General features: G+C 51.3%; 36 protein-coding genes. 30 read left to right on the top strand and 6 right to left on the bottom strand.

From position 1 onward, the window contains the following. Positions 1–1,316: 1,316 nt before the first annotated feature. The 6 genes from EII14_RS03150 to EII14_RS09275 form a co-directional block, all read right to left on the bottom strand. A complete protein-coding gene (locus EII14_RS03150) occupies positions 1,317–2,489 on the bottom strand; it encodes a helix-turn-helix domain-containing protein (RefSeq protein WP_124931116.1) in 1,173 nt (390 codons plus the stop codon). Between the two features lie 234 nt (positions 2,490–2,723). Then, positions 2,724–3,059 (bottom strand): preprotein translocase subunit SecG, encoded by a 336-nt coding sequence (secG, locus tag EII14_RS03145; protein ID WP_124931115.1) that lies wholly within the window; start codon positions 3,057–3,059, stop codon positions 2,724–2,726. Positions 3,060–3,064: 5 nt separating this feature from the next. Beyond that, the gene (locus EII14_RS03140) at positions 3,065–3,847 is read right to left on the bottom strand and encodes a tetratricopeptide repeat protein (RefSeq protein ID WP_124931114.1); all 783 of its coding nucleotides are present in this window, start codon (positions 3,845–3,847) and stop codon (positions 3,065–3,067) included. A gap of 20 nt (positions 3,848–3,867) precedes the next feature. Next, complete coding sequence (locus EII14_RS03135; protein WP_124931113.1) at positions 3,868–4,428, bottom strand: LptE family protein; 561 nt, start codon at positions 4,426–4,428, stop codon at positions 3,868–3,870. Positions 4,429–4,456: 28 nt separating this feature from the next. Then, positions 4,457–5,725, bottom strand: a complete 1,269-nt coding sequence (locus tag EII14_RS03130; protein ID WP_124931120.1) for a sigma-54-dependent Fis family transcriptional regulator — start codon at positions 5,723–5,725, stop codon at positions 4,457–4,459. A gap of 238 nt (positions 5,726–5,963) precedes the next feature. Further along, complete coding sequence (locus tag EII14_RS09275; RefSeq protein ID WP_158608304.1) at positions 5,964–6,131, bottom strand: hypothetical protein; 168 nt, start codon at positions 6,129–6,131, stop codon at positions 5,964–5,966. 96 nt (positions 6,132–6,227) lie between these two features. Here EII14_RS09275 and EII14_RS03125 point away from each other — a divergent pair, with 96 nt between their 5' ends. The 30 genes from EII14_RS03125 (at position 6,228) to rpsK (ending at position 23,368) form a co-directional block, all read left to right on the top strand. Beyond that, positions 6,228–7,580 (top strand): alpha-L-fucosidase, encoded by a 1,353-nt coding sequence (locus EII14_RS03125; RefSeq protein WP_124931112.1) that lies wholly within the window; start codon positions 6,228–6,230, stop codon positions 7,578–7,580. Between the two features lie 86 nt (positions 7,581–7,666). Further along, positions 7,667–8,752, top strand: coding sequence for a carbohydrate-binding family 9-like protein (locus tag EII14_RS03120; protein WP_124931111.1), 1,086 nt, complete (start codon positions 7,667–7,669; stop codon positions 8,750–8,752). Further along, on the top strand, positions 8,749–9,852 hold the full coding sequence (locus EII14_RS03115; protein ID WP_124931110.1) for a hypothetical protein: 1,104 nt from the start codon (positions 8,749–8,751) through the stop codon (positions 9,850–9,852). The genes EII14_RS03120 and EII14_RS03115 overlap by 4 nt, the downstream gene beginning before the upstream one ends. Before the next feature lie 108 nt (positions 9,853–9,960). Further along, positions 9,961–10,500 carry a TlpA disulfide reductase family protein gene (locus EII14_RS03110; protein WP_124931109.1) on the top strand — a complete coding sequence of 180 codons (540 nt, stop codon included), beginning with the start codon at positions 9,961–9,963 and terminating at the stop codon, positions 10,498–10,500. A 355-nt stretch (positions 10,501–10,855) separates the two neighbouring features. After that, positions 10,856–11,470 (top strand): 50S ribosomal protein L3, encoded by a 615-nt coding sequence (rplC, locus tag EII14_RS03105; RefSeq protein WP_124931108.1) that lies wholly within the window; start codon positions 10,856–10,858, stop codon positions 11,468–11,470. 3 nt (positions 11,471–11,473) lie between these two features. Then, the gene (rplD, locus tag EII14_RS03100; protein WP_124931107.1) at positions 11,474–12,103 is read left to right on the top strand and encodes a 50S ribosomal protein L4; all 630 of its coding nucleotides are present in this window, start codon (positions 11,474–11,476) and stop codon (positions 12,101–12,103) included. Positions 12,104–12,129: 26 nt separating this feature from the next. Next, positions 12,130–12,420: a 50S ribosomal protein L23 gene (rplW, locus tag EII14_RS03095; RefSeq protein ID WP_124931106.1), complete on the top strand. Its 291-nt coding sequence runs from the start codon at positions 12,130–12,132 to the stop codon at positions 12,418–12,420. 8 nt (positions 12,421–12,428) lie between these two features. Beyond that, positions 12,429–13,253: a 50S ribosomal protein L2 gene (rplB, locus tag EII14_RS03090; protein ID WP_124931105.1), complete on the top strand. Its 825-nt coding sequence runs from the start codon at positions 12,429–12,431 to the stop codon at positions 13,251–13,253. Positions 13,254–13,274: 21 nt separating this feature from the next. Beyond that, a complete protein-coding gene (gene rpsS, locus EII14_RS03085) occupies positions 13,275–13,544 on the top strand; it encodes a 30S ribosomal protein S19 (RefSeq protein WP_124931104.1) in 270 nt (89 codons plus the stop codon). Positions 13,545–13,601: 57 nt separating this feature from the next. After that, positions 13,602–14,006, top strand: a complete 405-nt coding sequence (gene rplV, locus EII14_RS03080) for a 50S ribosomal protein L22 (protein WP_124931103.1) — start codon at positions 13,602–13,604, stop codon at positions 14,004–14,006. Positions 14,007–14,021: 15 nt separating this feature from the next. Further along, positions 14,022–14,807, top strand: a complete 786-nt coding sequence (gene rpsC / locus EII14_RS03075; protein ID WP_124931102.1) for a 30S ribosomal protein S3 — start codon at positions 14,022–14,024, stop codon at positions 14,805–14,807. 20 nt (positions 14,808–14,827) lie between these two features. Then, a complete protein-coding gene (rplP, locus tag EII14_RS03070) occupies positions 14,828–15,253 on the top strand; it encodes a 50S ribosomal protein L16 (protein ID WP_124931101.1) in 426 nt (141 codons plus the stop codon). Positions 15,254–15,255: 2 nt separating this feature from the next. Further along, positions 15,256–15,441, top strand: coding sequence for a 50S ribosomal protein L29 (gene rpmC, locus EII14_RS03065; protein ID WP_124931100.1), 186 nt, complete (start codon positions 15,256–15,258; stop codon positions 15,439–15,441). Positions 15,442–15,593: 152 nt separating this feature from the next. After that, positions 15,594–15,848, top strand: coding sequence for a 30S ribosomal protein S17 (rpsQ, locus tag EII14_RS03060; RefSeq protein WP_124931099.1), 255 nt, complete (start codon positions 15,594–15,596; stop codon positions 15,846–15,848). A gap of 2 nt (positions 15,849–15,850) precedes the next feature. Beyond that, positions 15,851–16,216: a 50S ribosomal protein L14 gene (gene rplN / locus EII14_RS03055; RefSeq protein WP_124931098.1), complete on the top strand. Its 366-nt coding sequence runs from the start codon at positions 15,851–15,853 to the stop codon at positions 16,214–16,216. A gap of 31 nt (positions 16,217–16,247) precedes the next feature. Further along, positions 16,248–16,565 carry a 50S ribosomal protein L24 gene (rplX, locus tag EII14_RS03050; protein WP_124931097.1) on the top strand — a complete coding sequence of 106 codons (318 nt, stop codon included), beginning with the start codon at positions 16,248–16,250 and terminating at the stop codon, positions 16,563–16,565. Beyond that, positions 16,565–17,119 carry a 50S ribosomal protein L5 gene (rplE, locus tag EII14_RS03045; RefSeq protein WP_124931096.1) on the top strand — a complete coding sequence of 185 codons (555 nt, stop codon included), beginning with the start codon at positions 16,565–16,567 and terminating at the stop codon, positions 17,117–17,119. Before rplX ends, rplE begins: the two co-directional genes overlap by 1 nt. An 8-nt stretch (positions 17,120–17,127) precedes the next feature. Next, positions 17,128–17,430 carry a 30S ribosomal protein S14 gene (gene rpsN, locus EII14_RS03040; protein WP_124931095.1) on the top strand — a complete coding sequence of 101 codons (303 nt, stop codon included), beginning with the start codon at positions 17,128–17,130 and terminating at the stop codon, positions 17,428–17,430. 73 nt (positions 17,431–17,503) lie between these two features. After that, positions 17,504–17,899, top strand: a complete 396-nt coding sequence (rpsH, locus tag EII14_RS03035) for a 30S ribosomal protein S8 (RefSeq protein ID WP_124931094.1) — start codon at positions 17,504–17,506, stop codon at positions 17,897–17,899. Positions 17,900–17,916: 17 nt separating this feature from the next. Beyond that, a complete protein-coding gene (gene rplF, locus EII14_RS03030; RefSeq protein WP_124931093.1) occupies positions 17,917–18,483 on the top strand; it encodes a 50S ribosomal protein L6 in 567 nt (188 codons plus the stop codon). 5 nt (positions 18,484–18,488) lie between these two features. Next, the gene (gene rplR / locus EII14_RS03025) at positions 18,489–18,848 is read left to right on the top strand and encodes a 50S ribosomal protein L18 (protein ID WP_370241793.1); all 360 of its coding nucleotides are present in this window, start codon (positions 18,489–18,491) and stop codon (positions 18,846–18,848) included. 5 nt (positions 18,849–18,853) lie between these two features. After that, positions 18,854–19,360: a 30S ribosomal protein S5 gene (rpsE, locus tag EII14_RS03020; protein ID WP_124931091.1), complete on the top strand. Its 507-nt coding sequence runs from the start codon at positions 18,854–18,856 to the stop codon at positions 19,358–19,360. 5 nt (positions 19,361–19,365) lie between these two features. Further along, on the top strand, positions 19,366–19,542 hold the full coding sequence (gene rpmD, locus EII14_RS03015; RefSeq protein WP_124931090.1) for a 50S ribosomal protein L30: 177 nt from the start codon (positions 19,366–19,368) through the stop codon (positions 19,540–19,542). A gap of 18 nt (positions 19,543–19,560) precedes the next feature. Continuing rightward, positions 19,561–20,007 carry a 50S ribosomal protein L15 gene (gene rplO, locus EII14_RS03010; protein ID WP_124931089.1) on the top strand — a complete coding sequence of 149 codons (447 nt, stop codon included), beginning with the start codon at positions 19,561–19,563 and terminating at the stop codon, positions 20,005–20,007. A gap of 24 nt (positions 20,008–20,031) precedes the next feature. Beyond that, a complete protein-coding gene (gene secY / locus EII14_RS03005) occupies positions 20,032–21,369 on the top strand; it encodes a preprotein translocase subunit SecY (RefSeq protein WP_124931088.1) in 1,338 nt (445 codons plus the stop codon). 21 nt (positions 21,370–21,390) lie between these two features. Beyond that, positions 21,391–22,191, top strand: coding sequence for a type I methionyl aminopeptidase (gene map, locus EII14_RS03000; protein WP_124931087.1), 801 nt, complete (start codon positions 21,391–21,393; stop codon positions 22,189–22,191). A gap of 16 nt (positions 22,192–22,207) precedes the next feature. Continuing rightward, the gene (gene infA / locus EII14_RS02995) at positions 22,208–22,426 is read left to right on the top strand and encodes a translation initiation factor IF-1 (protein WP_124931086.1); all 219 of its coding nucleotides are present in this window, start codon (positions 22,208–22,210) and stop codon (positions 22,424–22,426) included. 15 nt (positions 22,427–22,441) lie between these two features. Further along, a complete protein-coding gene (gene ykgO / locus EII14_RS02990; RefSeq protein ID WP_009752289.1) occupies positions 22,442–22,558 on the top strand; it encodes a type B 50S ribosomal protein L36 in 117 nt (38 codons plus the stop codon). A gap of 29 nt (positions 22,559–22,587) precedes the next feature. After that, a complete protein-coding gene (rpsM, locus tag EII14_RS02985; protein WP_124931085.1) occupies positions 22,588–22,968 on the top strand; it encodes a 30S ribosomal protein S13 in 381 nt (126 codons plus the stop codon). Positions 22,969–22,978: 10 nt separating this feature from the next. Next, positions 22,979–23,368 carry a 30S ribosomal protein S11 gene (gene rpsK / locus EII14_RS02980; RefSeq protein WP_124931084.1) on the top strand — a complete coding sequence of 130 codons (390 nt, stop codon included), beginning with the start codon at positions 22,979–22,981 and terminating at the stop codon, positions 23,366–23,368.

The following is a 23,368-nucleotide window of genomic DNA, read 5'->3' as shown; positions in this document are numbered from 1 at the left end:
CGGCACTGATGTGTTTACTTCCTCGTTGGCTTCCCAAACCGTCTTTGGCTTCAAACAGTTCGATCCAATAGTGTGCCTGAGTGGCGGGCAGGCTCCATGCAAACTCTACTTTTCCGTCGTCTTCGAGTACGACTTTGTAGTAGTCGTGTTGGTCGGTGTATCCATGATAGCTGTATCCCAATCTTCCCGACACTTGTTTTCCGCTGTTGAGCAGCACGGCCTTTTCGGGCTTATCGTTGGATTCCGCATCATTTTTGAAGGTAGAGGGGACGTGTTTGTAGTCTAAGGTATATCCTCCAAAGTTTTGTTGCATATACAGCCGCACATAATAAGTGCCTTTGGCCAATCCGTCGCAAGAGAATGTGTGGATGGCTGCGTTTTTGGTTTCTTCGGCACTGATGTGTTTACTTCCTCGTTGGCTCCCCAAACCGTCTTTGTCTTCATATAGTTCGATCCAATAGTGTGCCTGAGTGGCGGTCAAGCTCCATGCCAACTCTACTTTTCCGTCGTCTTCGAGTACGATTTTGTAGTGGTCGTATTTGTCGGTGTAGTCATGATATCTGTATCCCAATCTTCCCGACACTTGTTTTCCGCTGTTGAGCTTTACGGCCGTTTCGGGCTTATCGTTGGGTTCCGGGTCATTGGTGAGTGAGGGGGGAACGTGTTTGTAGTCTAAGGTATATCCTCCAAACTTTTGTTGCATATACAACCGCACATAATAAGTTCCTTTGGCCAATCCGTCGCAAGAGAATGTGTGGGTTACTGCGCTTTGGGTTTCTTCGCTCTTGATGTGTTTGCCACCTCGTAGATTTCCCAAACCGTCTTTGGCTTCAAACAGTTCGATCCAATAGTGTGCCTGAGTGGCGGGCAAGCTCCATGCCAACTCTACTTTTCCGTCGTCTTCGAGTACGATTTTGTAGTAATCGTAGGCATCTCGTTCTTGTCCTAAGGTTTTCCCTAATTCTCCCGTGACACGGCTCATATTGGAGATGAGCTGTGCGTGCTCCGGTGTGTTGTTGTCTTCTTGCTCTTGGACGGGTTGCCATTGCGCTTTTCCCGCCAAGGGAAATAAGAGAAGACACAAGCAGAGTAGATGTCTAAATGTCTTCATGGTGTAAAAGCGATTAAAGGTTAGTAAATGCGATACCGCTATCTGTGTTTCACCCGAAAGACAACAAAAGCGGTAGCTCTTTCCCTGATGATAGACCGCCGCTTGGCGATAGAGGGAGAAGAGTTACCGCAAATGTATATATATAGTTAAGGGAAGGGGCTATTATTTCGTCAATATTTTACTATTATATCGTCCATTTCATGCCTTATTCTCTGCTTTTTGTTCGTTTTCGGAGGCCGGCCGGGGTTTGCCCCGTGATTTTTTTGAAATTTCGGTGAAAGGAGGCTTCCGTTCCAAATCCGCAGTGTTCTCCGATTTCGCGAATGGAGAGGGTGTTGTTTTCATCGTTGAGCAGCGTAATGGCGTGCCGGATGCGCAATTGGTTGATGTAGTCGGAAAAGGCCATGCCGAAGTGTCGGTTGATGAGTGCCGAGAGGCGGGTGCGGTTGGTGCAGAGGCGTCGGGTGATGTCGGAGAGGAGGAGGTTGGGGCGGAGGAAGAGTTGTTCGTGCTCCATGAGCCTTTTCAGGTGCAACAGGAGTTCGTCGCTGTTTTCGTTGCCGTCGTTTTCGGGTGTCGGGCTGGTGTCGGGTAGGGTTTGCTTGTTTGATGCCGAAACGGCAATCAGAGCTTCGGGGGATTCAGCTTCTGCCTCTTGGAACGCGTTGCGGTCGGCGTTTTCGAATTCGGCTTGCAGGCGGTCGGCGTCGAAATTTTGATTGTAGCCCACGTGTGCTATGGAGAAGAGCAACGTGCTGAATACTATGGCCGGAATGATGAAGAGAGACTGGTTGAAGCTCTCGCGCCCCAAGTGGGTGAGTATGGCCGAGCCGATGCTTGTCAAGACGAAGAAAAGGAGCAGCAGACGGAGTTTGCGAACGTTTCTCTGATCGGTGTCGGCATAGTAGTTGGCCACTTGTCGGTCGAAGGAGCGGAGGTGGTGCAAGCCCAAGGTGCATACGGCAATGATCTGCGCGATGCCTATGATTTTCATGGCCAAGTATCGGCCGTGGTGGATGGCGGGATTGGTGGGGGCGATGGTGTAGAGGAGGGCTGCCCAAACTCCTATCGTAAGGGCGGGGAGGAGAATGAGCCACCAACGCCAACTCATTGTTCCGGGATGTGTGAGGCGGCGGAGGTAGAGATAGAATATGGGATAGACGGCGGTGGTGGCAAAGGCGTAAATGCTGTCGCTGACGGGAAAGATGCTCATCGTGTGGCTGAAATAAACGGCATGTCCCCAATAGAGCGTGGAAGCTATGAAGAAAAAGAAAGTGAGAATATGTTGTGCGGGGTTGGCCTTGCGCCAATAGAGCGCAAAGGTGATGAAGCAAAGTGTGCAAACGACGAATGGAAGCGTGATGAAAAGGGACTGCATATTCCTTTGTATTTTGTGGCGTAAATTTAGGACTTATTTTGTAAATAGAGAAGGTTTTTTAGATTTATATCGGCGAATGTGTTTTCTGACGCTTTTTCGTGTCGTGTTGTTGTGGGCGGTGTCTGTGTGTTGGCGTGTGTTGTCGTGAGGGGAGCAGGCATGCAAAAACTCCCTTTAAGTGTCCGAAACACTTAAAGGGAGTTTTTGGGTTTTGGGTTTGCGTTCGCGTGTTGCTTATTTGGCGGGAGTTGCGGGGGCAGGTGCCTTGGCTGGTGTGGCGGGCGCGGTGGGTGCAAGGGGTGCGGGTGCCGACATGTTGGTCACCACTTCTGAGGGATCGACTACTTCTTGGTTGTCAAAAAAGCTGGTGGCTACGCTGAACAGCACGAGCGCACCGGCGAGCGTCCAAGTGGCTTTTTCGATGAAGTCGGTGGTTTTGCGAACGCCCAATACGGAGTTGGCACCGGAAACGTTGGAGGCCAAACCGCCGCCTTTCGATTCTTGAACGAGCACCACGAGAGCAAGCAAAATGGCTGTCACGACGGCCAAAATTACAAAGAGAGTGTACATTTGATTTATGATTTGTGTTTGTTGTTGATAGCTAATTTTTGCAAGAAGCGCATTTGATCTGCAAAGTAAATACTTTTTTTCGGATTATTCAAGTGTAGCTTGGTCATAATTTCTATGGCGCGCTCATATCTGCCTTGTTGGATGTAAATTTTGGCGAGTGTCTCGGTGAAATAAGACTCGTCGGGGCGTGCGTCTTCGCTTTCGGCGGTGTTTTCTTCTTCGTCGGATTTTGCGAACGAGGTGGGTTTGAGAACGATGCGCTCTTGGCGTTGTCCGATGAAGGAGTTGATGAGCGATGTTGTTCTCTCCGTCGTCGGTGTTTCGTCGGCGTTGTTGTCGGTGAGGGGAGTGTCGTCGCTGGGCGGCAGTGTAAGTTTTCGGGTTTGGAAGAGGTAGGTCATGTAGTCGCTCGACGGGTCGGCGCATACGACCTTGGGCGATTTTCCTTCGGGTGCGGTCGAGGTGTGTAGGAAGCTGTCGATGAGTGTTGCTGTCCGGTCGTTGTTTTCGGCGGAGGCTGTGGGGGGAGGGGCGGTGTTCTGGGGAGTTGCGACAATGGTGTATCTGTCGCCGTGTACCATGTCGAAGAGGAGTCGTCGGTTGGGCAGGTGTATGGCGGCTCGGCGCAGTTCTTGGTCGAAAGTGGGGTCGTGTAGGAGAAAGAGGTTTTTGAGAAACAGCAGTCGGGCGGCATGAAAGTAGGGGCAGGTGGCCACGATGCGGCGCAACTCGTAGAGGGTGTCGGAGTTGAGCTCTTCGGGGTGTCGGATGAGGTGTGCTATTTCCATAATCGTTCTGTTGGGTAGGTCTACCAGTCTGCTACGGTGGCGTTGAAGATTTGGTCGGCAATGTCGCGCACCATTTCGGTGACGATGGTTTCTTGCACGGCCGAGAGTTGGAGTTTGGCGTCGTAGGGGGCGGTGGAGGAGAATTGTCGTTCCCATCGTTGGTTGGCCTTTTTGTTTTCAAAGCGGATGTTTACCGTCATCCGCAGTTGCACTTGTGAGGAGAATCCGTCGGCCGAAACGGATTTGTTGAACTGATCGTAGCCCACGATTTCTCCGGAGATGTGCATGTCGCCGCCTCTTTTGACCATGCGCAGTCGTGTTTGGTTGGCATAGAGGTCTTGCAGGCGGTTGTTGAGCATGGCCTCCATGGGTGCCCAGCCATAGGGTGCGCGGTTGGGGATGTTGTCGATTTGGAGGGTTTTGATGATGTCGTAGTTGATGTTGGTGCCCGTGAATTTGTAGCTGATGCTGCATGCGGTGAGCAGCAGTAGTGTGGCGGCCGTCAGGCAGCCGAGGAGGGTGGTGTGCCATCGGGCGGAACGGCTGTCGGGGCGAATTTCGGGTGGGTTGTGGCGGGTCATTTTGTGGGCGGTGGGTGTCGTGCGTGGGTCAGAGGTCTTCGAGGTCGTATTCTTTGATTTTCCGATAGAGTGTGCGTTCCGAGATGCCGATTTGTTCGGCGGCTTGCTTGCGGTGTCCTCCGCAGCGCACGAGGGCTTGGCGGATGAGTTCTTTCTCCACGTCGTCTTTCGTGCGGATGGGTTCTTCGGTGGCGGCGGGCGTTGTTGCGGTGCGGGGTGTGCTCCACTCTTCGAAGGCCACCTCTTCGGCCTCGTCCACTTCTTCGACCGCCGTTCGGCTTGCATGGCGGTAGGGCAGGAGTGAGGGCGCGGCTGCGGTGTTGTCTATGGTGGCATTGCGTTGGTCTTTTTTGAGTTGTTCGACGTCGCTTCGCAGTTTTTCGACTTCGTGGCGCAACACGGTGATCATTTGTGCGAGGATGTCGCGTTCCTGTTCCCAGTTTGTTCCGGCGGCGATGGCGGGTGTGTGGTGTGTGGCGTTGCCGACCACGAGTTGCGTGTGTTGCGGATCTGCGGGGATGAATCGTGCGAGGATGTCGGGCGTGATGTCGCGCTCGTCGGAAGTGACGGACATGCTCTCGGCCACGTTTTTGAGTTGTCGCACGTTGCCCGGCCACGGGTAGTCGAGGAGCATTTGTCGCGCCTCTTCGTTGAGCCTGACGGGCGGCATGCGATAGCGCTCGCTCATTTCGAGGGCAAACTTTCGGAAGAGAATGTCGATGTCGGTGCCTCGCTCGCGCAGCGGTGGCATGTTGATGGCGATGGCGGCGAGGCGATAGTAGAGGTCTTCGCGGAAGCGTCCTTCGCGTATGGCTCTCTGCATGTCTACGTTGGTGGCCGCCACGATGCGCACGTCGGTGCGTTTCACCTCGCTCGACCCTACGGGAATGAATTCGCCTGTTTCGAGCACGCGGAGGAGGCGCACTTGTGTTTGCAGCGGCAGTTCGCCCACCTCGTCGAGAAAGAGGGTTCCGCCGTCGGCGGCCGAGAAGTAGCCCTCTCGGCTGTCCACACTTCCGGTGAATGCCCCTTTGACGTGTCCGAAGAGTTCGGAGTCGATGGTGCCTTCGGGGATGGCTCCGCAGTTGAGGGCGAGATATTTTTTGTTTTTGCGCGCCCCGGCTTCGTGAATGATGCGCGGCAGAATTTCCTTGCCCACGCCGTTTTCTCCCTGAATGAGCACCGACAGATCCACACGCGCCACTTTGAGGGCGATTTCGAGCGCACGATTGAGGGCGTCGCAGTTGCCTACGACGCCATATCGCTGTTTGACGGCTTGAAGTTCTTTGGCTTGCATGAGAAGAGGGGAGGTTTCGTTGTCGGTCGCATCTCGCGTCGGGGTATATTCGGGCAAGATGAGAATGCAAAAATACGTATTTATTTCCAAAGCGGCGTGCCTTTCCTCTTTTTTCTCTGCCGCCTTTCGCGGTGTCGGCCGTTGGGAAAGGGGCGGAGCAGGGAGAGGAACGGCAGGGGGCAAACGTGTCGGCCTTGTGGAAAAATCTACTCGTTACTTAGAATTTCCTACTCGTTACTTAGAAAATTCTACTCGTTATGTAGTTTTGTCGGCTTCCTGTGCCGTGTTTGCACCTTGCCGTTCGGAGGCGGCCGCTCTTCCCACCGTTTCGGGAGGTCGGGGCGTCGGTGGAAGGGGAGGGGCGGTTGAACGGCAAAAAAAAGAAGAAAAGACGTGTGGTTTTCATTTTTTTTTATATATTTGCCGACAACGGCTTTCGGCGATGTGTTGCGAGGCGTTTCTGCCCGTGCTTGCCGTCAGCATCTCAACCTTTTCTCTAATTATGAAAAAGTTACTTTTTCTTCTTTTTTTCGTCCTTTTTTCGTATGACCGAATGGGGGCACAGACTCCCGTCGTCGCCGAAACCGCCGAGCAGAAGGCGGAACGAATGGCTTGGTTTGCGCAAGCCAAACTCGGCATCTTCATTCACTGGGGCATTTATGCCGTGAGGGGGGTGAGCGAGAGTTGGTCGTTTCACAACAACTATCTCCCCTACGACGAATATATGGCGCAGTGTGCCGGCTTCACCGCCGAACGCTATGACCCGAAGGCGTGGGTGGATCTGATCGAAGAGAGCGGTGCACGCTACACCGTGCTCACCACCAAACACCACGACGGCCTCGCGCTGTGGAACACAAAGGCCGGAACGCTCAGCACGGTCAAAAACACGCCTGCCGCGCGCGATGTGCTCACCCCCTTCGTCGAAGAGGTGCGCCGGCGGCCGAATCTCCGGTTGGGGCTCTACTATTCGCTCCTCGACTGGTCGCACCCCGATTATCCCAACTTTACGCGCACCCGCTCGCGCTATGCCCTCAAAGACGAGCCCGAACGTTGGGAGCGGTTTCGGCGTTTCAACTTCGCCCAACTCGAAGAACTCTCGCGCGCCTATCGTCCCGACCTGTGGTGGTTCGACGGCGATTGGGAACAAACGGCCGAAGCGTGGGGCAGTGCCGACATTGTGCGGCTGCTGCGTAAATATGCCCCCTCCACCGTCATCAACAGTCGCATTCAGGGACATGGCGACTATGCCACGCCCGAACAGGGCGTGCCCGTGGTGAGACCGAAAGACAAGTATTGGGAGCTCTGCATGACCATGAACGATTCGTGGGGGTATCAGCACAACGACACCAACTACAAAACGCCGCAAATGCTCCTCCGCACCTATGTGGACTGCCTCTCGAACGGGGGCAACCTCCTGCTCGACATCGCCCCCAAGGCCGACGGCACGCTGCCCGAAGAGCAGGTGGAAATTCTCCGCACCTTCGGCCGCTGGAACAAGAAGCACGCCGAAGCCGTCTATGCCACGCGTGCCGGCATCCCGGCCGAGCATTTTCAGGGATATTCCACTCTCAATGCCGCCGGCGATGTGCTCTATCTCTATCTCCCCTATCGCCCCAACGGCGCAATCGAAGTGAAAGGATTGCTCAACAAGGTGCATCGTGTGTGGGTTGTGGGCAACGGTGCAATGCTCCGCTACAAGGTGCACAACAAAAACTATTGGAACGACCTGCCCGGAAATCTCTACATCGACGTGCCCGACAGCGTGCTCGACGAAAACATCACCGTCGTTGCCGTCTTGCTCGACGGACCCTGTCGGCTGTATCGGGGCGAGGGCAAGGTGATCACGTCCAACTGACCGCCCGGTTTCTGCCGTCCCCTTGTTGGCAGATGCCGTTTTTTCAAAGATAGTCTCTTTTGCTCCACACCTTATATAATATATATATGTACAGACCGCTCGTATTCCTGCTCTTAGCCTCGTCCTCGTTGCTTTCCGCTTGGGGACAAAAAGAGGCGGTTGCCGCGGAGCCGCGCCCTCTCGTCGAACGCTATGCTTCTCTCCTCGCGCGGCCGAAGAGTTATTCCTGTCTGAAAAGGACGGGCGAAATCGTCATCGACGGCCGCCTCGACGAACCCGATTGGCAGCGCGCGCCACACACGGAACCTTTTGAGGACATTGAAGGCGGAAACAAACCGAAACCGAAGTTTGCGACCACGGCACAGATGCTGTGGGACGCAGACTACTTCTACGTGGCTGCCACGCTCGAAGAGCCCGACGTGGTGGGGAGGTTGCAGATGCGCGACACCATCATTTGGAAAGAAAACGACTTCGAGGTGTTCATCGATCCCGATGGCGACGGAATAGACTACTATGAGTTTGAAGTCAATGCCCGCAATACGATGATGGATCTGATGATGACCCACCCCTATCGCAGCGGAGGCTCGTTCATCATGCCTTGGGACTGTTCGGGATTGCGTCACGCCGTGCATGTGGAGGGTACGCTTAATTGCTTCTCCGACACCGATCGCGGATGGACGGTCGAAATGGCCATTCCCGTGCGTGCGCTTCGCAAAAACTTTGGCTACACGCAGGGGCTGACCGAAGGAGAAGGGCATTGGCGCGTCAATTTCTCGCGCGTGCAGTGGCTCCGTGCCGGCGGCCCCGAAGAAAACTGGGTGTGGTCGCCCACGGGGCGGATAGACATACACATGCCCGAACGGTGGGCTTATGTCAGTTTTGAGCGAGATCTGGACGATTGTACCGGCGGCATCATCTCGCCCGACGACAATTTGGCGTGGGCGATGTTTTATGCCCAAAAAGATTATCATGCCGCCCACGGCCGTTTTGCCGCCACCCTCGAACAGCTGGGGTTGACCGATGCCGATCGAGCCACTTTGGGCGAGGGCGGGCGCATCGAAATGGAAGCCGTGAGTTCCAAATTTGAAATTCGCATCACTCCCACCGAGGGGCGCATCACCACTCTCGACGAAAGAGGACATCTTCAACATATCGAAAAATCGAAACCATGAAACATTTACTCTTCTTACTCCTTCTGCCCCTGCTCTCGGCCTGTTCCTTTCGGCGCATTCCCGTCTATGTCTGGCAGGGTTGGGACGACAGCACCACCGCCGCCACTTTGGAGCGCGACTTCCGCGAATGGCAGAGCCACGGCGTGACGGGCGTTTGCTACAACGCCGGATTTGACGTTGAAAGACACCGTACCGCCGCGAAAATCGCCAAGAATCTCGGACTCGAATATCATGCGTGGATCCCCTCGCTCACGCAGAGCGGAATGGACTCGACGTGGTACACCGTCAATCGCCTTGGCGAGAGTGCCTACGACAAACCGGTTTACGTGCCTTACTACACCACGCTCGACCCTCACAACCCCAAAGTCGTGGCATGGCTGTGCGACCAATACGGCCGCATTGCCGACATTCCCGAAGTGGACTTCGTGCAACTCGACTACATCCGCTACGCCGATGTGATTCTCGCGCGCGGCTTGTGGGATAAATACGGTCTGGTCATGAATGAGGAATACCCCAAGGCCGACTATTGCTACTGCGACAGTTGCGTGGCCGATTTCCGACGGCTTTCGGGCGTGGATATTCGCACCGTGCCCGACCCCTCCAAAGTGAAAGACTGGGCAACGTTCCGCTGCAACAACGTCACGCGGTGCGTCAATGCCATTTGCGAAGCCATACACGCACGCGGCAAGAAAGTGAGTGCCGACGTCTTCCCGGGGCCGGCGAGCCATGCCGAATGGATGGTGCGCCAACAGTGGCAAAATTGGAACGTCGATGCTTTCTTCCCGATGAACTACAATGATTTCTATCTCCAACCGGCCGAATGGGTGGGCGAGGTGACGGATGAGGCCGTCAAAGCCGTGGCGCATCGCGATGCCCCCATTTACAGCGGCCTCTTCATTTGCCGCGATTGGAAAAACAAAGCCTCCGTCGTCGATCCCGAACACTCCGGCCTTGTGCCCTTGGAAATACGCACCGCCGTGCTCGGATCGCTGAAAGCCGGTGCCCGCGGCATTTCTCTCTTCACGCCACGCGACATGACGCCCGAACATTGGGCGGCTTTGGAAGAAGCATTGGAGGAAGCCCGGAGAGGAGGCTTATAATAGTTATATGCACGCACGCGCGAACACCCGACTGTCCGGCCGGGCAAGAGGCGCAGTCTTGTGGTCGGAAGGCGTGTGCAGTTTTCCGTTCAATCAATAACCGATAAAATGTCTGTCCTTACCAAAATTTCGGCATCGCTGGCATTCTGCTTTTTTCTTGCTGCCTGCGCCGATGACAAAAAAGAAAATCCCGACGTGGTGCGCGTGGGCGATGCCGTGCCTGAGTTTTCCGTGACGATGAACGACGGCCGCGCGATTTCGGCGGCGTCGCTGAAAGGGCGCGTGGCGGTCATCGTGTTCTTCAATACCGCCTGCGGAGATTGTCGAAACTATCTGCCCCGTGTGCAACGCCTCTATGAGCGCGTGCGCGGCGGTGGCGTTGCCGAACTGCGCGATGTGGAGTTTGTGCCCATCAGTCGTGCGCAGCCCGAAACGGAGGTGGAGGCATATTGGCGTGAGCAGCGTTTCTCTTTGCCCTATTCGGCACAAACCGATCGCAAGGTTTATGAGCGGTTTGCACTCATGCGCATTCCGCGTACCTATGTGATTGATGCCAAGGGCATTATTTCGGCCGCTTTCGACGATGCCGACGCTCCCGACGAAAACACGTTGGAAGCGGCTCTGATTCAGGCGGCCGGCAAGTCTTGATGCGCTTTTCGATGAGCACATCCGTCCATTTCGGACGGCGACCGACGTTCTCGGAAACCGGCAGCCGAATGCGGAGGAACTCATGCGGTCGGTTTTCAAACTGAGGTAAGCAAAATGCGATAACTGGCAAGTTTTTTTTGAAAACGTTGAAAATTAAGGGGTTTAGTGTTGTGTATGTGGGGATTTATGTTTACCTTTGCACACGCAAAAGAAAGAGATAAAAGCTCTTCCGCGGATTTTTTCCGTGAAAATCAAACGGTTATACAACAACGTTAGCATTTAATCAATAACCATTCGCCCCGTCAAAGTAGTGTCTGCGACGGGCTACGAAACTCTTAAAATCAATAAATTCCAAATGCCAGGATTATTAGGAAAGAAAATCGGGATGACTTCCGTTTTCAGTGCCGACGGCAAAAACGTGCCGTGCACAGTTATCGAATGCGGTCCTTGCGTAGTAACTCAGGTGAAAACCGTCGAGAATGACGGATATGCCGCGGTTCAAGTAGGTTTCCAAGATGCCAAGGAGAAAAATACATCCGCTCCGCTTCTCGGACACTTCAAAAAGGCCGGCGTTACTCCCAAGCGTCACTTGGCTGAGTTTGTTTATGATCAAGAACTCAACCTTGGCGATGCCATTACTGTTGAATTGTTTAGCGAAAACGACTACGTGGACGTTGCCGGAACCTCCAAAGGTAAAGGCTTTCAAGGTGTTGTGAAACGTCACGGTTTTGGTGGTGTCGGACAAGTGACCCACGGTCAGGACGACCGTCTTCGCAAACCCGGTTCGATTGGAGCATGCTCTTATCCTGCGAAGGTATTCAAGGGCTTGCGCATGGGTGGACAAATGGGCGGCAAGCGCGTTACCACTCAGAACTTGAAAGTGTTAAAGGTTATCCCCGAACACAATTTGCTCTTGATCAAGGGTAGTGTTCCCGGTTGCAATGGTTCAATCGTAATTGTAGAAAAGTAAGACATGGAAGTTAGTGTATTTAATATTAAGGGTCAAGATACCGGTAAGAAGGTAACCCTCAATGAAAGTGTCTTCGGTATTGAACCCAATGATCATGCCATCTATCTTGATGTGAAACGCTATCTCGCAGCACAACGTCAGGGTACGGCGAAGACCAAGGAGCGTAGTGAAATGAGCGGTTCTACCCGTAAGCTCGGACGTCAAAAAGGCGGCGGCGGTGCTCGTCGCGGTGATATCAATTCTCCGATCTTGGTAGGTGGTGCCCGCGTGTTCGGTCCCAAACCCCGTGACTACGATTTTAAGCTCAATAAGAAAGTGAAGCAACTTGCACGTCGCAGCGCGCTCTCTTATAAGGTGAAAGAAAACGCTCTCGTAGTGGTGGAAGACTTTACCTTTGACGCTCCCAAAACCAAGAGCTTCATCGAAATGCTCGGCAATCTGAATCTCGCCGACAAGAAAGCCCTCGTGGTAATGCCCGGCGTAGACAAGAATGTTTACCTCTCCGGACGCAATCTTCCCAAAGCAAAAGTGGCCGCCGCTGCCGATCTGAATACTTATGGCGTGTTGAACGCCGGAGTAATGGTGGTGACGGAAAGCGCCATCGCAAAAATCGAGGAAGTTCTCGCCAAGTAAATCACAATTAACAAGACAACGAAGTAATGGCATTCATTATCAAACCTCTCATCTCTGAAAAGATGAACGGCATTTCCGAAAAGCTGAATCGTTTCGGTTTTATCGTGAAGCCCGAAGCCAACAAGCTTCAGATCAAAGCTGAAGTCGAGGCTCGTTACGGCGTGACTGTTACCGACGTTAACACTATGGTTTACGCAGGTAAGAGCAAATCTCGCTACACACGCGCTGGTCTCCTCCGTGGTCGTACCAACGCTTTCAAGAAGGCCATCGTCACCGTGAAGGAAGGCGAGACCATCGATTTCTATAGCAATATCTAAAAACAACAATGGCAGTACGTAAATTTAAGCCCACAACACCGGGGCAAAGACACAAAGCTATCGGTACTTTCGAAGAAATTACTGCATCGGTACCGGAAAAATCTCTCGTTAGCGGTAAGCGTGCCAGCGGTGGTCGCAACAACGACGGAAAGATGACCATGCGTTATCTCGGCGGCGGCCACAAGCGTAAATATCGCTTCATCGACTTCAAACGTGAGAAAGACGGTGTTCCCGCAGTGGTAAAGACCATCGAGTACGACCCTAACCGTTCGGCTCGTATCGCGCTTCTTTACTATGCTGACGGTGAAAAGCGTTATATCATCGCTCCCAATGGATTGAAGGTTGGCGACAAACTCCTTTCCGGTGCCGAAGCGGCTCCCGAAATCGGAAACGCCCTTCCTCTTCAAAATATTCCCGTGGGTACGGTGATCCACAATATCGAGCTTCGCCCCGGACAAGGCGCACTTCTCGTTCGTTCGGCCGGTAACTTTGCACAGCTCACTTCTCGCGAAGGTAAATATTGTGTGATCAAACTCCCTTCGGGTGAAACTCGTCAGATTCTCAGTGCATGTAAGGCCACTGTCGGTAGCGTAGGCAACTCTGATCACGCTCTCGAATCAAGCGGTAAGGCCGGTCGCAGCCGTTGGCTCGGTCGTCGGCCTCGCAACCGCGGTGTGGTCATGAACCCCGTAGATCACCCCATGGGCGGTGGTGAGGGACGTCAGTCCGGAGGACATCCGCGTTCTCGTACAGGTCTCTATGCTAAGGGTCTTAAAACAAGAGCTCCCAAGAAGCAGAGCAACAAGTACATTATCGAAAGACGTAAGAAATAACAGCACTAAAAGAATCGCAATATGAGTCGTTCTCTTAAAAAAGGTCCCTACATCGCAGTTTCTCTCGAAAAGAAGATCCTTGCCATGAACGAAAGCGGCAAGAAAAATGTGGTGAAGACATGGGCCCGCGCTTCGATGATTTCCCCCGACTTCGTGGGACACACCGTCGCAGTGCACAATGGTAACAAGTTCATCCCTGTTTATGTAACAGAAAACATGGTTGGCCACAAACTCGGTGAGTTCGCACCCACCCGCAAGTTCGGCGGCCATGGTGGCAACAAGAAAAAATAAGCCATAGGTGTTACCTCAAACCTCAATCCATTACAAACTAAAATCTCAATCTAAATAATGGGAGCAAGAAAAAGAAATGCCGCCTTGGCTCGCAAGGAGGCTCTCAAAACCCAGTATTTTGCAAAGTTGAATGATTGCCCCTCTTCACCCCGCAAAATGCGCTATGTCGTAGACATGGTGCGCGGTATGGAGGTGAATCGCGCTCTTGGAACGTTGCATTTCAGCAAGAAAGCAGCAGCCAAGAACGTTGAGAAATTGCTCCTCTCTGCAATTGCCAACTGGGAACAAAAGAATGATCGCAAAGCCGAAGAAGGCGAATTGTTCATCACAAAGATCTTCGTAGACGGAGGCGCCACGCTCAAACGCATGCGTCCCGCACCTCAGGGTCGCGGATACCGCATTCGCAAGCGTTCCAACCATGTGACCATCTTCGTGGGAACAAAAGAAGAAACCAACGACTAATTAGAAACAAAAGAAATGGGACAAAAAATCAATCCTATCGCCAACCGACTTGGCATCATCCGCGGTTGGGACTCCAACTGGTTCGGTGGTTCTAACTTCGGCGAAAATATTCTTGAAGACAGCAAGATTCGTCAATATCTCGACGCACGATTCAAAAGCTACATCGAAAAGCCCGGTCGTGGCAATAAGAAGGAATTCACCAGCGTTTACGAATACATCTCTCGCATCGTTATCGAGCGTACTCCCAAATTGGTGACCATTACCGTATGCACCAGCCGTCCGGGAATGATCATCGGACAAGGAGGTAAGGATGTTGAGCAACTCAAACTCCAACTCCAAAAAATCACCAACAAAGATGTTCAAATCAACATCTTCGAGGTGAAAAAGCCCGATCTCGACGCCAATATCGTGGCCAAAAGCATTGCACGCCAGATCGAAGGAAAAATCGCCTATCGCCGTGCCATCAAAAAAGCCATCGAAAACACAATGCGCAGCAATGCCGAAGGTATTAAAGTGCAAATCAGCGGACGTTTGAACGGTGCCGAAATCGCACGTAGCGAAATGTACAAAGAGGGTCGTACGCCCCTTCACACTTTCCGTGCAGACATCGACTATTGCCAAGCTGAGGCTTTGACCAAAGTGGGTATCCTCGGTATCAAAGTTTGGATCTGCCGTGGCGAAGTTTATGGAAAGCGTGACCTCGCACCCAACTTCACCGTAGAAAAAGAAAGCGGCCGTCGCGAAGGTGGTCGTCGCGAAGGCGGTCGCCAGTTCCGCAACAAGAGAAATTCTAACCGTTAATCGATTCCGTTTAGAAAGTTATGTTACAGCCTAAAAGAACAAAATATCGCAGACCGCATAAAGGTCGCAGCAAAGGCACGGCGCAACGCGGCAACCAACTCGCTTTTGGAAGTTTTGGTATCAAAAGCCTCGATACACACTGGATCACCGGTCGTCAGATCGAAGCTGCCCGTATCGCCATGACACGCTACATGCAGCGTGAGGGACAGAGCTGGATTCGCATCTTCCCCGATAAACCCGTTACCAAAAAACCTGCCGACGTCCGCATGGGTAAGGGTAAGGGTGATCCCGTTGGATATGTGTTCCCCATCACTCCCGGTCGCATCATCTTCGAAATCGAAGGCGTACCCTTCGAAGTGGCAAAGGAAGCTCTTCGCCTCGCCGCACAGAAGCTGCCCGTGACCACTAAGTTCATTGTAAGACACGACTACGACAAAAAAGCTTGATTATGAAAATTGCAGAAATTCGTGAACTCAAAAGCAAAGGCGAACTTGCAGAACGCCTTGCGGCTGAGGTTGCTGCCTATGAAACTTTGGTGCTCAACCACAGCATCTCTCCCCTGGAAAATCCTGCACAGATCAAGACGCTTCGTCGCACCATCGCCAAGATGAAGACTGTGTTGAACGAGAAGTAAAAACGGAATTAGGAGGTGACTCTTGCATTCATAGTTTCTCTCTTTGAAGACGGCCACTGAGGAACTGAGGAGCACGAAGCATCGCTCAAATGAGCACGAAGCATTTGAATGTAGAGAGCAACCGCCGAAACCAAAACAATACACAATCCAGAATGGAAAGAAATTTAAGAAAAACTCGACAGGGTGTTGTTGTCAGCAATAAGATGGAGAAAACCATCGTTGTGGCTGCCAAGTTTAAGGAAAAACACCCCATTTATGGTAAGTTCGTCTCCAAGACTAAGAAGTACCACGCACACGACGAGAAAAACGACTGCAACGTCGGTGACACCGTGCTCATCATGGAAACTCGTCCTTTGAGCAAAACTAAGCGTTGGAGAGTTGTTGAAATCGTAGAAAGAGCTAAGTAATTATGATCCAGTCAGAATCAAGATTAACTGTTTGCGATAACAGCGGTGCTCGTGAGGCACTCTGCATTCGCGTGCTCGGCGGTACTCGTCGTCGCTACGCCTCCGTAGGCGATGTCATCGTAGTCTCTGTGAAGAGCGTGATTCCGTCAAGTGATATTAAGAAAGGTGCTGTTTCAAAAGCCCTGATCGTTCGCACGAAGAAGGAAATCCGTCGTCCCGACGGTTCCTACATCCGCTTTGATGACAATGCCTGCGTATTGTTGAACAACGCCGGTGAGTTGAGAGGCAGCCGTATCTTCGGCCCCGTAGCCCGTGAGCTTCGTGCTGTGAACATGAAGGTCGTGTCTTTGGCGCCCGAAGTACTCTAATCCCCCAACAGTATAAAGACTATCATCTCAAATGAGTAAGTTACATATTAAGAAGGGTGACACCGTTTGCGTGCTCGCAGGCAAGGATAAGGGAAAGACCGGAGTGGTTACCCTTGTGCTCGTTGATAAGCAACGCGCCATCGTGGAAGGTGTCAATATGGTTCAAAAGAGCCAAAAGCCCAGTGCAAAAAATCCTCAGGGTGGTTTCGTCAAGACCGAAGCTCCTATTCATATTTCCAACTTGAACGTGGTTGACCCCAAAACCGGAAAACCGACTCGTATCGGACGCCAGCTCAAAGATGGTAAACTCGTTCGAATCGCTAAAAAATCAGGAGAGGAGATTAAGTAATGAATACAGCACAACTCAAGAAAGAATATAAGGAGCGCATCGCTCCCGCGTTGATGAAGCAGTTCAACTACTCTTCTTCCATGCAGACTCCCGTCCTCAAAAAGATCGTGATCAACCAAGGACTCGGAATGGCAACGGCAGATAAGAAAATCATTGATGTTGCCATCAATGAATTGACCGCCATCACCGGCCAGAAAGCCGTGGCTACCGTTTCTAAAAAGGACGTGTCTAACTTTAAGCTCCGTAAGAAGATGCCTATCGGTGTGATGGTTACTCTTCGTCGTGAGCGTATGTACGAATTCCTTGAAAAACTCGTTCGTGTAGCCCTTCCCCGTATTCGTGACTTCAAGGGTATCGAAAGCAAGTTTGACGGACGCGGAAACTACACCCTCGGTATTCAGGAACAAATCATTTTCCCTGAAATCAATATCGACGCCATCGACCGCATCCTCGGTATGAACATCACGTTCGTTACCTCTGCTGCTACCGATGAAGAGGGTTACGCATTGCTCAAAGAGTTCGGCCTTCCCTTTAAGAACGCAAAAAACAACTAATTCGCGATATGGCAAAAGAATCAATGAAAGCACGCGAAATCAAGCGTGCCAAGATGGTTGCTAAGTATGCCGCCAAGCGTGCTGCCCTCAAAAAAATCGTAAATACCAGCGATGACCCTCAGGCAGCTTTCGAGGCAGCTCAAAAGCTCCAATCCATTCCCCGCAACGCCAATCCCATCCGTTTGCACAACCGCTGCGCCATTACGGGTCGCCCCAAAGGTTATATTCGCCTCTTCGGCCTTTCTCGTATTCAGTTCCGCGAAATGGCATCGGCAGGTCTGATTCCCGGCGTTCGCAAGGCTTCTTGGTAAGTCGCTCACATTTCGTGACAAATTCTCAATTTTAACACTGTCGGGAAAGTCCCGATAAATTAAACTCTCAATAATGACAGATCCTATAGCAGACTATTTGACCCGTCTTCGCAACGCGATCCAAGCTAAACACCGCGTTGTGGAAGTACCTGCGTCAAATTTGAAGAAGGACATCACCAAAATCCTTTTTGAAAAAGGCTACATTCTCAACTACAAGTTTGAAGAAGACGGCCCTCAGGGAACGATTAAGATCGCTTTGAAGTATCATCCTTCTACAAAGGTAAGTGCCATCAAGCGTCTTATTCGCGTATCTACCCCCGGTATGCGTAAGTACACCGGCTACCGCGATATGCCGCGTGTTATTAACGGACTGGGTGTTGCCATCATTTCCACGTCCAAAGGTGTAATGACTGACAAAGAAGCGGCCACCCAAAAAATCGGCGGTGAGGTTCTTTGCTATGTATATTAATAATAAGAAGGAACAAAATGTCTAGAATTGGTAAATTGCCGATTAACATTCCCGCAGGCGTACAAGTTACTTTGCAGGATAATGTAGTGACCGTTAAAGGTCCGAAGGGTGAACTCTCTCAGGCTGTTGATCCCTCTATCACTGTCACAATCGAAAATGATCAGATCACTTTCGCTATCAATGAAGAGAGCGAAGTGGAACAAAAGCAGAAGCAGGCTTTCCATGGCCTTTATCGTGCTTTGGTCAACAACATGGTAGTTGGCGTGACTGAGCAGTATAAAGCAGAAATGGAACTTGTCGGTGTTGGTTTCCGTGTTGAAAACGCAGGAAACCGCGTGACCTTCTCGTTAGGTTTTACCCACCCCATCGTCATTGAGCTTCCCAAGGAAGTCTCTGTGGAAACCAAGATGGAGCGTAACAAGAACCCCTATATTTGCCTCACTTCTTGCGACAAGCAACTTCTCGGCCTCATTTGCGCCAAGATTCGCTCTTTCCGCAAACCTGAACCTTATAAGGGTAAGGGTGTACTCTATGTCGGCGAGCAAATCCGTCGTAAGTCCGGTAAGTCGGCAGGTGCTAAGTAATTCTAATCACGACTAAGATTATGACAAAACAAAAAGAAGCAAGACGCGTTAAGATTAAGTATCGCGTACGCAATAAAATCTCCGGAACCACCGAGCGTCCTCGCATGAGCGTGTTCCGTAGCAACAAGCAGATCTATGTTCAGATCATCAACGACGAGACCGGTAAAACACTCGTTGCCGCTTCTTCACTTGGACTTGACGCCTGTCCTAAGAAAGAACAGGCTTTCAAAGTAGGAGAAGCTGTTGCTAAAAAGGCTATCGAAGCCGGAATTTCGACTGTAGTTTTTGACCGTAACGGTTACCTCTACCACGGTCGCGTAAAGGAAGTTGCCGAAGGCGCTCGTAATGGTGGACTCAAATTCTAAGGATTATGGCAAACAGAGTAAACGCAAACAATGAAGAATTGAAAGATAGACTCGTTGCTATCAATCGTGTGACAAAGGTAACTAAGGGTGGTCGCACCTTTACGTTCGCTGCCATTGTGGTAGTGGGAGACGGAAAGGGAGTGATCGGTTACGGTCTCGGTAAAGCCGGTGAAGTAACCGCTGCCATTGCCAAAGGCGTGGAAGCTGCCAAGAAAAACCTCGTTAAGGTTCCCGTAATCAAGGGCACCGTTCCCCACGAGCAAGCTGCTCGCTATGGTGGAGCAGAGGTGTTGCTTCTCCCCGCTGCCGAAGGTACCGGAGTTGTAGCCGGTGGTGCTATGCGCCCCGTGCTCGAAAGCGTCGGCATTCACAATGTCCTTGCCAAGTCGAAGGGTTCTTCCAACCCCCACAACCTTGTAAAGGCCACCATCGCCGCACTTGCAGAAATGCGTGATGCACGCACTGTCGCCCAGCATCGCGGAATATCCATGGATAAAGTTTTCAGAGGTTAATCATTATGGCAACTATAAAGATCAAGCAAACTCGCAGCCGTATCGGTGCTTCCATCGATCAAAAGCGCACCCTTGATGCGCTCGGCCTCACCAAGCTCTATCAAGTAGTTGAACTCGAAGACAATGCCTGTTCTCGCGGTATGGTTCGCAAGGTTCACCACTTGGTAACTGTTGTAGAATAATAAAAACGTAACGACATTATGAAATTACATACTCTTAAGCCTGCAAACGGCTCAACTCAGACTCGCAAGCGCATTGGTCGCGGTCCCGGCTCCGGCTTGGGCGGTACCTCTACTCGCGGTCATAAGGGTGCCAAGTCACGCTCCGGCTACAGCAAGAAGATTGGTTTCGAAGGTGGTCAGATGCCCCTCCAACGTCGTCTTCCCAAGTTTGGTTTCAAGAACATCAACCGTGTAGAATACAAGGCGATCAATTTGAGCACGCTTCAAACCCTTTCCGAGGCCAAGAACCTCGAAAAAATCGGTTTGAACGAACTGCTTGAAGCCGGCTTCATCAACACCAAAACACTTGTTAAAGTCCTCGGTAACGGTGAACTCAAAACCAAACTCACTGTTGAAGCTCATGCTTTCTCGAAGAGTGCCGAAGCTGCCATTACGGCTGCCGGAGGTACTGCTACGAAACTCTAAAACTAACGTAAATCTAAGAGTCGAATGAAAAAAATAATCGAAACTCTCAAGAACATTTGGCGCATTGAGGACTTGCGTATGCGCATCCTCATCACCATTCTGTTCGTGGCCATTTATCGTTTTGGATCGACCGTGGTGCTTCCCGGTATCGACTCCAATGCTTTGGCTCAGCTGCAGGAACAGACGAAGGGTGGCTTGATGTCGCTCCTCAACATGTTCTCTGGTGGTGCATTCTCTCAAGCTTCAATCTTTGCTTTGGGTATTATGCCCTACATCACAGCTTCGATTGTTATTCAACTCTTGGCTGTTGCAGTTCCCTATTTCCAAAAGATGCAACGCGAAGGTGAAAGCGGCCGTCGCAAGATCAATCAATACACGCGTATTTTGACTTTGCTTATTCTCGCTTTCCAAGCCCCCGCCTATTTGCTCTATCTCAAAAAGCAAACCGAAGGAAGCGGTGCGTTTTTGATGGGTGATGGTTTCGGCTTTATGTTGTCTTCAACCATTATCCTCACCGCAGGATCCATGTTTGTTCTCTGGTTGGGTGAGCGAATCACAGATCGTGGCATCGGCAACGGTGTTTCTGTGATCATCATGATCGGTATCATTGCTCGCCTCCCGGTTTCTTTCGTTCAAGAAGCTACTACTGCACTTTCGGGTGCAGCCGGTGGCGGACTGATCAAGTTTCTCGTTGAGATCATTGCATTGGTTGCGGTGATGGCAGTGGCCATTCTTTTGGTAAGGGCGGTGCGTAAAGTTCCTGTACAGTACGCTAAACGAATTGAAGGAAAAGGCCAAAATCAAGTTGGCGGTGCACGTCAGTACATCCCTCTCAAACTTTTTGCTGCCAACGTGATGCCCATCATCTTTGCCCAAGCCATCATGTTTATTCCCATGATGCTGGTACAGTTGTCCGGAAGTCAAAATCCGGTGCTTCATCAGTTCCTTGATCATTCCAGTGTGCTTTACAACCTCGTGTTTGTATTCCTCATTGTAGCTTTCACCTATTTCTACACGGCCATCACCATGAACCCCGTGCAAATGGCGGAAGACATGAAGCGCAACAACGGTTTCATTCCCGGAGTTAAGCCCGGTAAGGATACCGCAGACTATATCGACAATGTGATGTCACATCTCACCTTGCCCGGTTCGCTCTTCATTGCTTTGATTGCCATTCTCCCCACTTTTGCCGGCTTCTTCGGCATCACTCAGGGATTTGCACAATTCTTTGGTGGCACGTCGTTGCTCATTCTTGTCGGAGTGGTTCTCGACACACTTCAACAAATCGACAGTCATATGTCTGTGCGCAACTATGATCGAATGCTCAACGCAGGACACACACGCAACCGTTCAAACGTATAAGGCCAATCGAACGTTAATCAGATGATTTATCTGAAAACAGAAGAAGAAATAGAGTTGTTGCGCAAAGCCAATTTATTGGTCAGCGCAACACTCGCAGAAATCGCAAAACATGTGAAGCCGGGCGTGTCTACACGTCAGTTAGACACCTTGGCCGAACAATTCATTCGCGATCACGGAGCCATCCCGACTTTTAAGGGATTCCCTGCGAGTTTCAAAGACGCCGATCCTTTCCCCGCCTCACTTTGTACTTCGGTCAATGAGTGCGTGGTTCACGGAATTCCCACTGACGAGCCCCTCCGCGATGGCGACATCGTTTCGGTAGACTGCGGCACGTTGCTCAATGGATTTTGCGGAGACTCTGCCTACACTTTTTGTGTTGGAGAAGTGAGTGAGGAAGTCAAAGGTTTGCTTCGCGCCACGAAAGACAGTCTTTACAAAGCCATCGAAACCGCCCTTCCCGGCCGTCGTATTGGCGATATCGGTTATGCCGTTCAGAGTCATTGCGAGCCTTTGGGTTATGGAGTGGTACGTGAATTTGTCGGTCACGGCATCGGGCGCGAAATGCATGAAGATCCGGCTGTTCCCAATTATGGACGTCCCGGAACGGGCAAACAGCTGAAAAACGGACTCTGCATCGCCATCGAACCGATGATAACGCTCGGTTCTCCCGAAATCGGATTACTTCCCGATCAGTGGAGCGTGATCACTCGCGATCGAAAACCCGCCGCTCATTTTGAGCACACCATTGCCATTCACAATGGAAAAGCGGACATCCTTTCGACCTTCGACATCATCGAAGAGATAGAAGGACATCTCTATTAAATCTCTCATCAGAAATATGGCTAAACAAACTGCAATTGAACAAGACGGAACGATCATTGAGGCTTTGAGCAACGCAATGTTCCGTGTAGAGTTAGAGAACGGTCACCCCATCACCGCTCATATCTCCGGAAAGATGCGTATGCACTACATTAAAATTCTTCCCGGCGACAAGGTGAAGGTTGAAATGAGCCCGTACGATTTGTCGAAAGGCAGAATCGTTTTCCGATACAAATAAAAAAACAATCAAGATATGAAAACAAGAGCATCCTTGAAGAAGCGCACTGCCGACTGCAAAATCGTACGTCGCAAGGGCCGCCTCTATGTGATTAACAAGAAGAACCCTAAGTTTAAGACTCGTCAGGGTTAATCCAACTTGCAAAAAACAAAAATAAGTATATGGCAATAAGAATTGTTGGTGTTGATTTACCTCAGAATAAGCGAGGCGAAATCGCTTTGACCTATATCTATGGTATCGGTCGTAGTAGCTCGGCAAAAATCCTTGACAAAGCCGGCATTGACAGAGACATCAAAGTAAAGGATTGGACGGACGATCAAGCCGCCAAAATCCGTGAAATCATTGGCGCAGAATTCAAAGTGGAGGGTGATCTTCGCTCCGAAGTTCAGCTGAACATCAAGCGTCTTATGGATATCGGTTGCTACCGTGGTGTCCGTCATCGTATCGGTCTTCCCCTTCGCGGACAGAGCACGAAAAACAATGCTCGTACTCGCAAGGGTCGCAAGAAGACTGTTGCTAACAAGAAGAAGGCTACTAAATAATCTGTAAATTATGGCAAAGAAAACAGTCTCTGCAAAAAAGAGAAACGTAAAGGTTGATGCACAAGGTCAGCTTCACGTTCACAGCTCTTTCAACAATATCATCGTATCACTCGCCAACGGCGAAGGTCAGGTTATCTCTTGGTCGAGTGCCGGTAAAATGGGATTCCGCGGTTCTAAGAAGAACACTCCCTACGCTGCTCAAATGGCCGCTCAGGATTGCGCCAAAGTAGCTTACGATCTCGGTCTTCGCAAAGTGAAAGCTTATGTCAAAGGCCCCGGAAACGGTCGTGAAAGTGCCATCCGCGCCTGCCACGGAGCCGGTATAGAGGTGGTCGAAATCATCGACGTTACTCCTCTTCCCCACAACGGCTGCCGTCCTCCCAAGCGTCGTCGTGTGTAA

The sequence above is a fragment of the Alloprevotella sp. OH1205_COT-284 genome, from assembly GCF_003859795.1.
Taxonomy (GTDB): domain Bacteria; phylum Bacteroidota; class Bacteroidia; order Bacteroidales; family Bacteroidaceae; genus Alloprevotella.
Note: the sequence above shows the minus strand (reverse complement) of the source record. Positions and strands in the feature narration are given on the sequence as shown.

Excerpts from the sequence above, each read along its gene's own strand:
- rpmC (WP_124931100.1), top strand. The coding sequence starts at position 15,256 with ATGAAAATTGCAGAAATTCGTGAACTCAAAAGCAAAGGCGAACTTGCA.
- ykgO (WP_009752289.1), top strand. The coding sequence starts at position 22,442 with ATGAAAACAAGAGCATCCTTGAAGAAGCGCACTGCCGACTGCAAAATC.
- rpsQ (WP_124931099.1), top strand. The coding sequence starts at position 15,594 with ATGGAAAGAAATTTAAGAAAAACTCGACAGGGTGTTGTTGTCAGCAAT.
- EII14_RS09275 (WP_158608304.1), bottom strand. The coding sequence starts at position 6,131 with ATGAAAACCACACGTCTTTTCTTCTTTTTTTTGCCGTTCAACCGCCCC.
- rplF (WP_124931093.1), top strand. The coding sequence starts at position 17,917 with ATGTCTAGAATTGGTAAATTGCCGATTAACATTCCCGCAGGCGTACAA.
- rplC (WP_124931108.1), top strand. The coding sequence starts at position 10,856 with ATGCCAGGATTATTAGGAAAGAAAATCGGGATGACTTCCGTTTTCAGT.
- rplX (WP_124931097.1), top strand. The coding sequence starts at position 16,248 with ATGAGTAAGTTACATATTAAGAAGGGTGACACCGTTTGCGTGCTCGCA.
- rplV (WP_124931103.1), top strand. The coding sequence starts at position 13,602 with ATGGGAGCAAGAAAAAGAAATGCCGCCTTGGCTCGCAAGGAGGCTCTC.
- map (WP_124931087.1), top strand. The coding sequence starts at position 21,391 with ATGATTTATCTGAAAACAGAAGAAGAAATAGAGTTGTTGCGCAAAGCC.
- rpsN (WP_124931095.1), top strand. The coding sequence starts at position 17,128 with ATGGCAAAAGAATCAATGAAAGCACGCGAAATCAAGCGTGCCAAGATG.
- EII14_RS03125 (WP_124931112.1), top strand. The coding sequence starts at position 6,228 with ATGAAAAAGTTACTTTTTCTTCTTTTTTTCGTCCTTTTTTCGTATGAC.
- rpsE (WP_124931091.1), top strand. The coding sequence starts at position 18,854 with ATGGCAAACAGAGTAAACGCAAACAATGAAGAATTGAAAGATAGACTC.
- rpsH (WP_124931094.1), top strand. The coding sequence starts at position 17,504 with ATGACAGATCCTATAGCAGACTATTTGACCCGTCTTCGCAACGCGATC.
- infA (WP_124931086.1), top strand. The coding sequence starts at position 22,208 with ATGGCTAAACAAACTGCAATTGAACAAGACGGAACGATCATTGAGGCT.
- rpsC (WP_124931102.1), top strand. The coding sequence starts at position 14,022 with ATGGGACAAAAAATCAATCCTATCGCCAACCGACTTGGCATCATCCGC.
- EII14_RS03115 (WP_124931110.1), top strand. The coding sequence starts at position 8,749 with ATGAAACATTTACTCTTCTTACTCCTTCTGCCCCTGCTCTCGGCCTGT.
- EII14_RS03110 (WP_124931109.1), top strand. The coding sequence starts at position 9,961 with ATGTCTGTCCTTACCAAAATTTCGGCATCGCTGGCATTCTGCTTTTTT.
- rplE (WP_124931096.1), top strand. The coding sequence starts at position 16,565 with ATGAATACAGCACAACTCAAGAAAGAATATAAGGAGCGCATCGCTCCC.
- rpsM (WP_124931085.1), top strand. The coding sequence starts at position 22,588 with ATGGCAATAAGAATTGTTGGTGTTGATTTACCTCAGAATAAGCGAGGC.
- secY (WP_124931088.1), top strand. The coding sequence starts at position 20,032 with ATGAAAAAAATAATCGAAACTCTCAAGAACATTTGGCGCATTGAGGAC.
- rplB (WP_124931105.1), top strand. The coding sequence starts at position 12,429 with ATGGCAGTACGTAAATTTAAGCCCACAACACCGGGGCAAAGACACAAA.
- EII14_RS03140 (WP_124931114.1), bottom strand. The coding sequence starts at position 3,847 with ATGGAAATAGCACACCTCATCCGACACCCCGAAGAGCTCAACTCCGAC.
- rplN (WP_124931098.1), top strand. The coding sequence starts at position 15,851 with ATGATCCAGTCAGAATCAAGATTAACTGTTTGCGATAACAGCGGTGCT.
- rplW (WP_124931106.1), top strand. The coding sequence starts at position 12,130 with ATGGCATTCATTATCAAACCTCTCATCTCTGAAAAGATGAACGGCATT.
- rplO (WP_124931089.1), top strand. The coding sequence starts at position 19,561 with ATGAAATTACATACTCTTAAGCCTGCAAACGGCTCAACTCAGACTCGC.
- rpmD (WP_124931090.1), top strand. The coding sequence starts at position 19,366 with ATGGCAACTATAAAGATCAAGCAAACTCGCAGCCGTATCGGTGCTTCC.
- secG (WP_124931115.1), bottom strand. The coding sequence starts at position 3,059 with ATGTACACTCTCTTTGTAATTTTGGCCGTCGTGACAGCCATTTTGCTT.
- rpsS (WP_124931104.1), top strand. The coding sequence starts at position 13,275 with ATGAGTCGTTCTCTTAAAAAAGGTCCCTACATCGCAGTTTCTCTCGAA.
- EII14_RS03120 (WP_124931111.1), top strand. The coding sequence starts at position 7,667 with ATGTACAGACCGCTCGTATTCCTGCTCTTAGCCTCGTCCTCGTTGCTT.
- rplP (WP_124931101.1), top strand. The coding sequence starts at position 14,828 with ATGTTACAGCCTAAAAGAACAAAATATCGCAGACCGCATAAAGGTCGC.
- rplD (WP_124931107.1), top strand. The coding sequence starts at position 11,474 with ATGGAAGTTAGTGTATTTAATATTAAGGGTCAAGATACCGGTAAGAAG.
- EII14_RS03135 (WP_124931113.1), bottom strand. The coding sequence starts at position 4,428 with ATGACCCGCCACAACCCACCCGAAATTCGCCCCGACAGCCGTTCCGCC.
- EII14_RS03150 (WP_124931116.1), bottom strand. The coding sequence starts at position 2,489 with ATGCAGTCCCTTTTCATCACGCTTCCATTCGTCGTTTGCACACTTTGC.
- rpsK (WP_124931084.1), top strand. The coding sequence starts at position 22,979 with ATGGCAAAGAAAACAGTCTCTGCAAAAAAGAGAAACGTAAAGGTTGAT.
- EII14_RS03130 (WP_124931120.1), bottom strand. The coding sequence starts at position 5,725 with ATGCAAGCCAAAGAACTTCAAGCCGTCAAACAGCGATATGGCGTCGTA.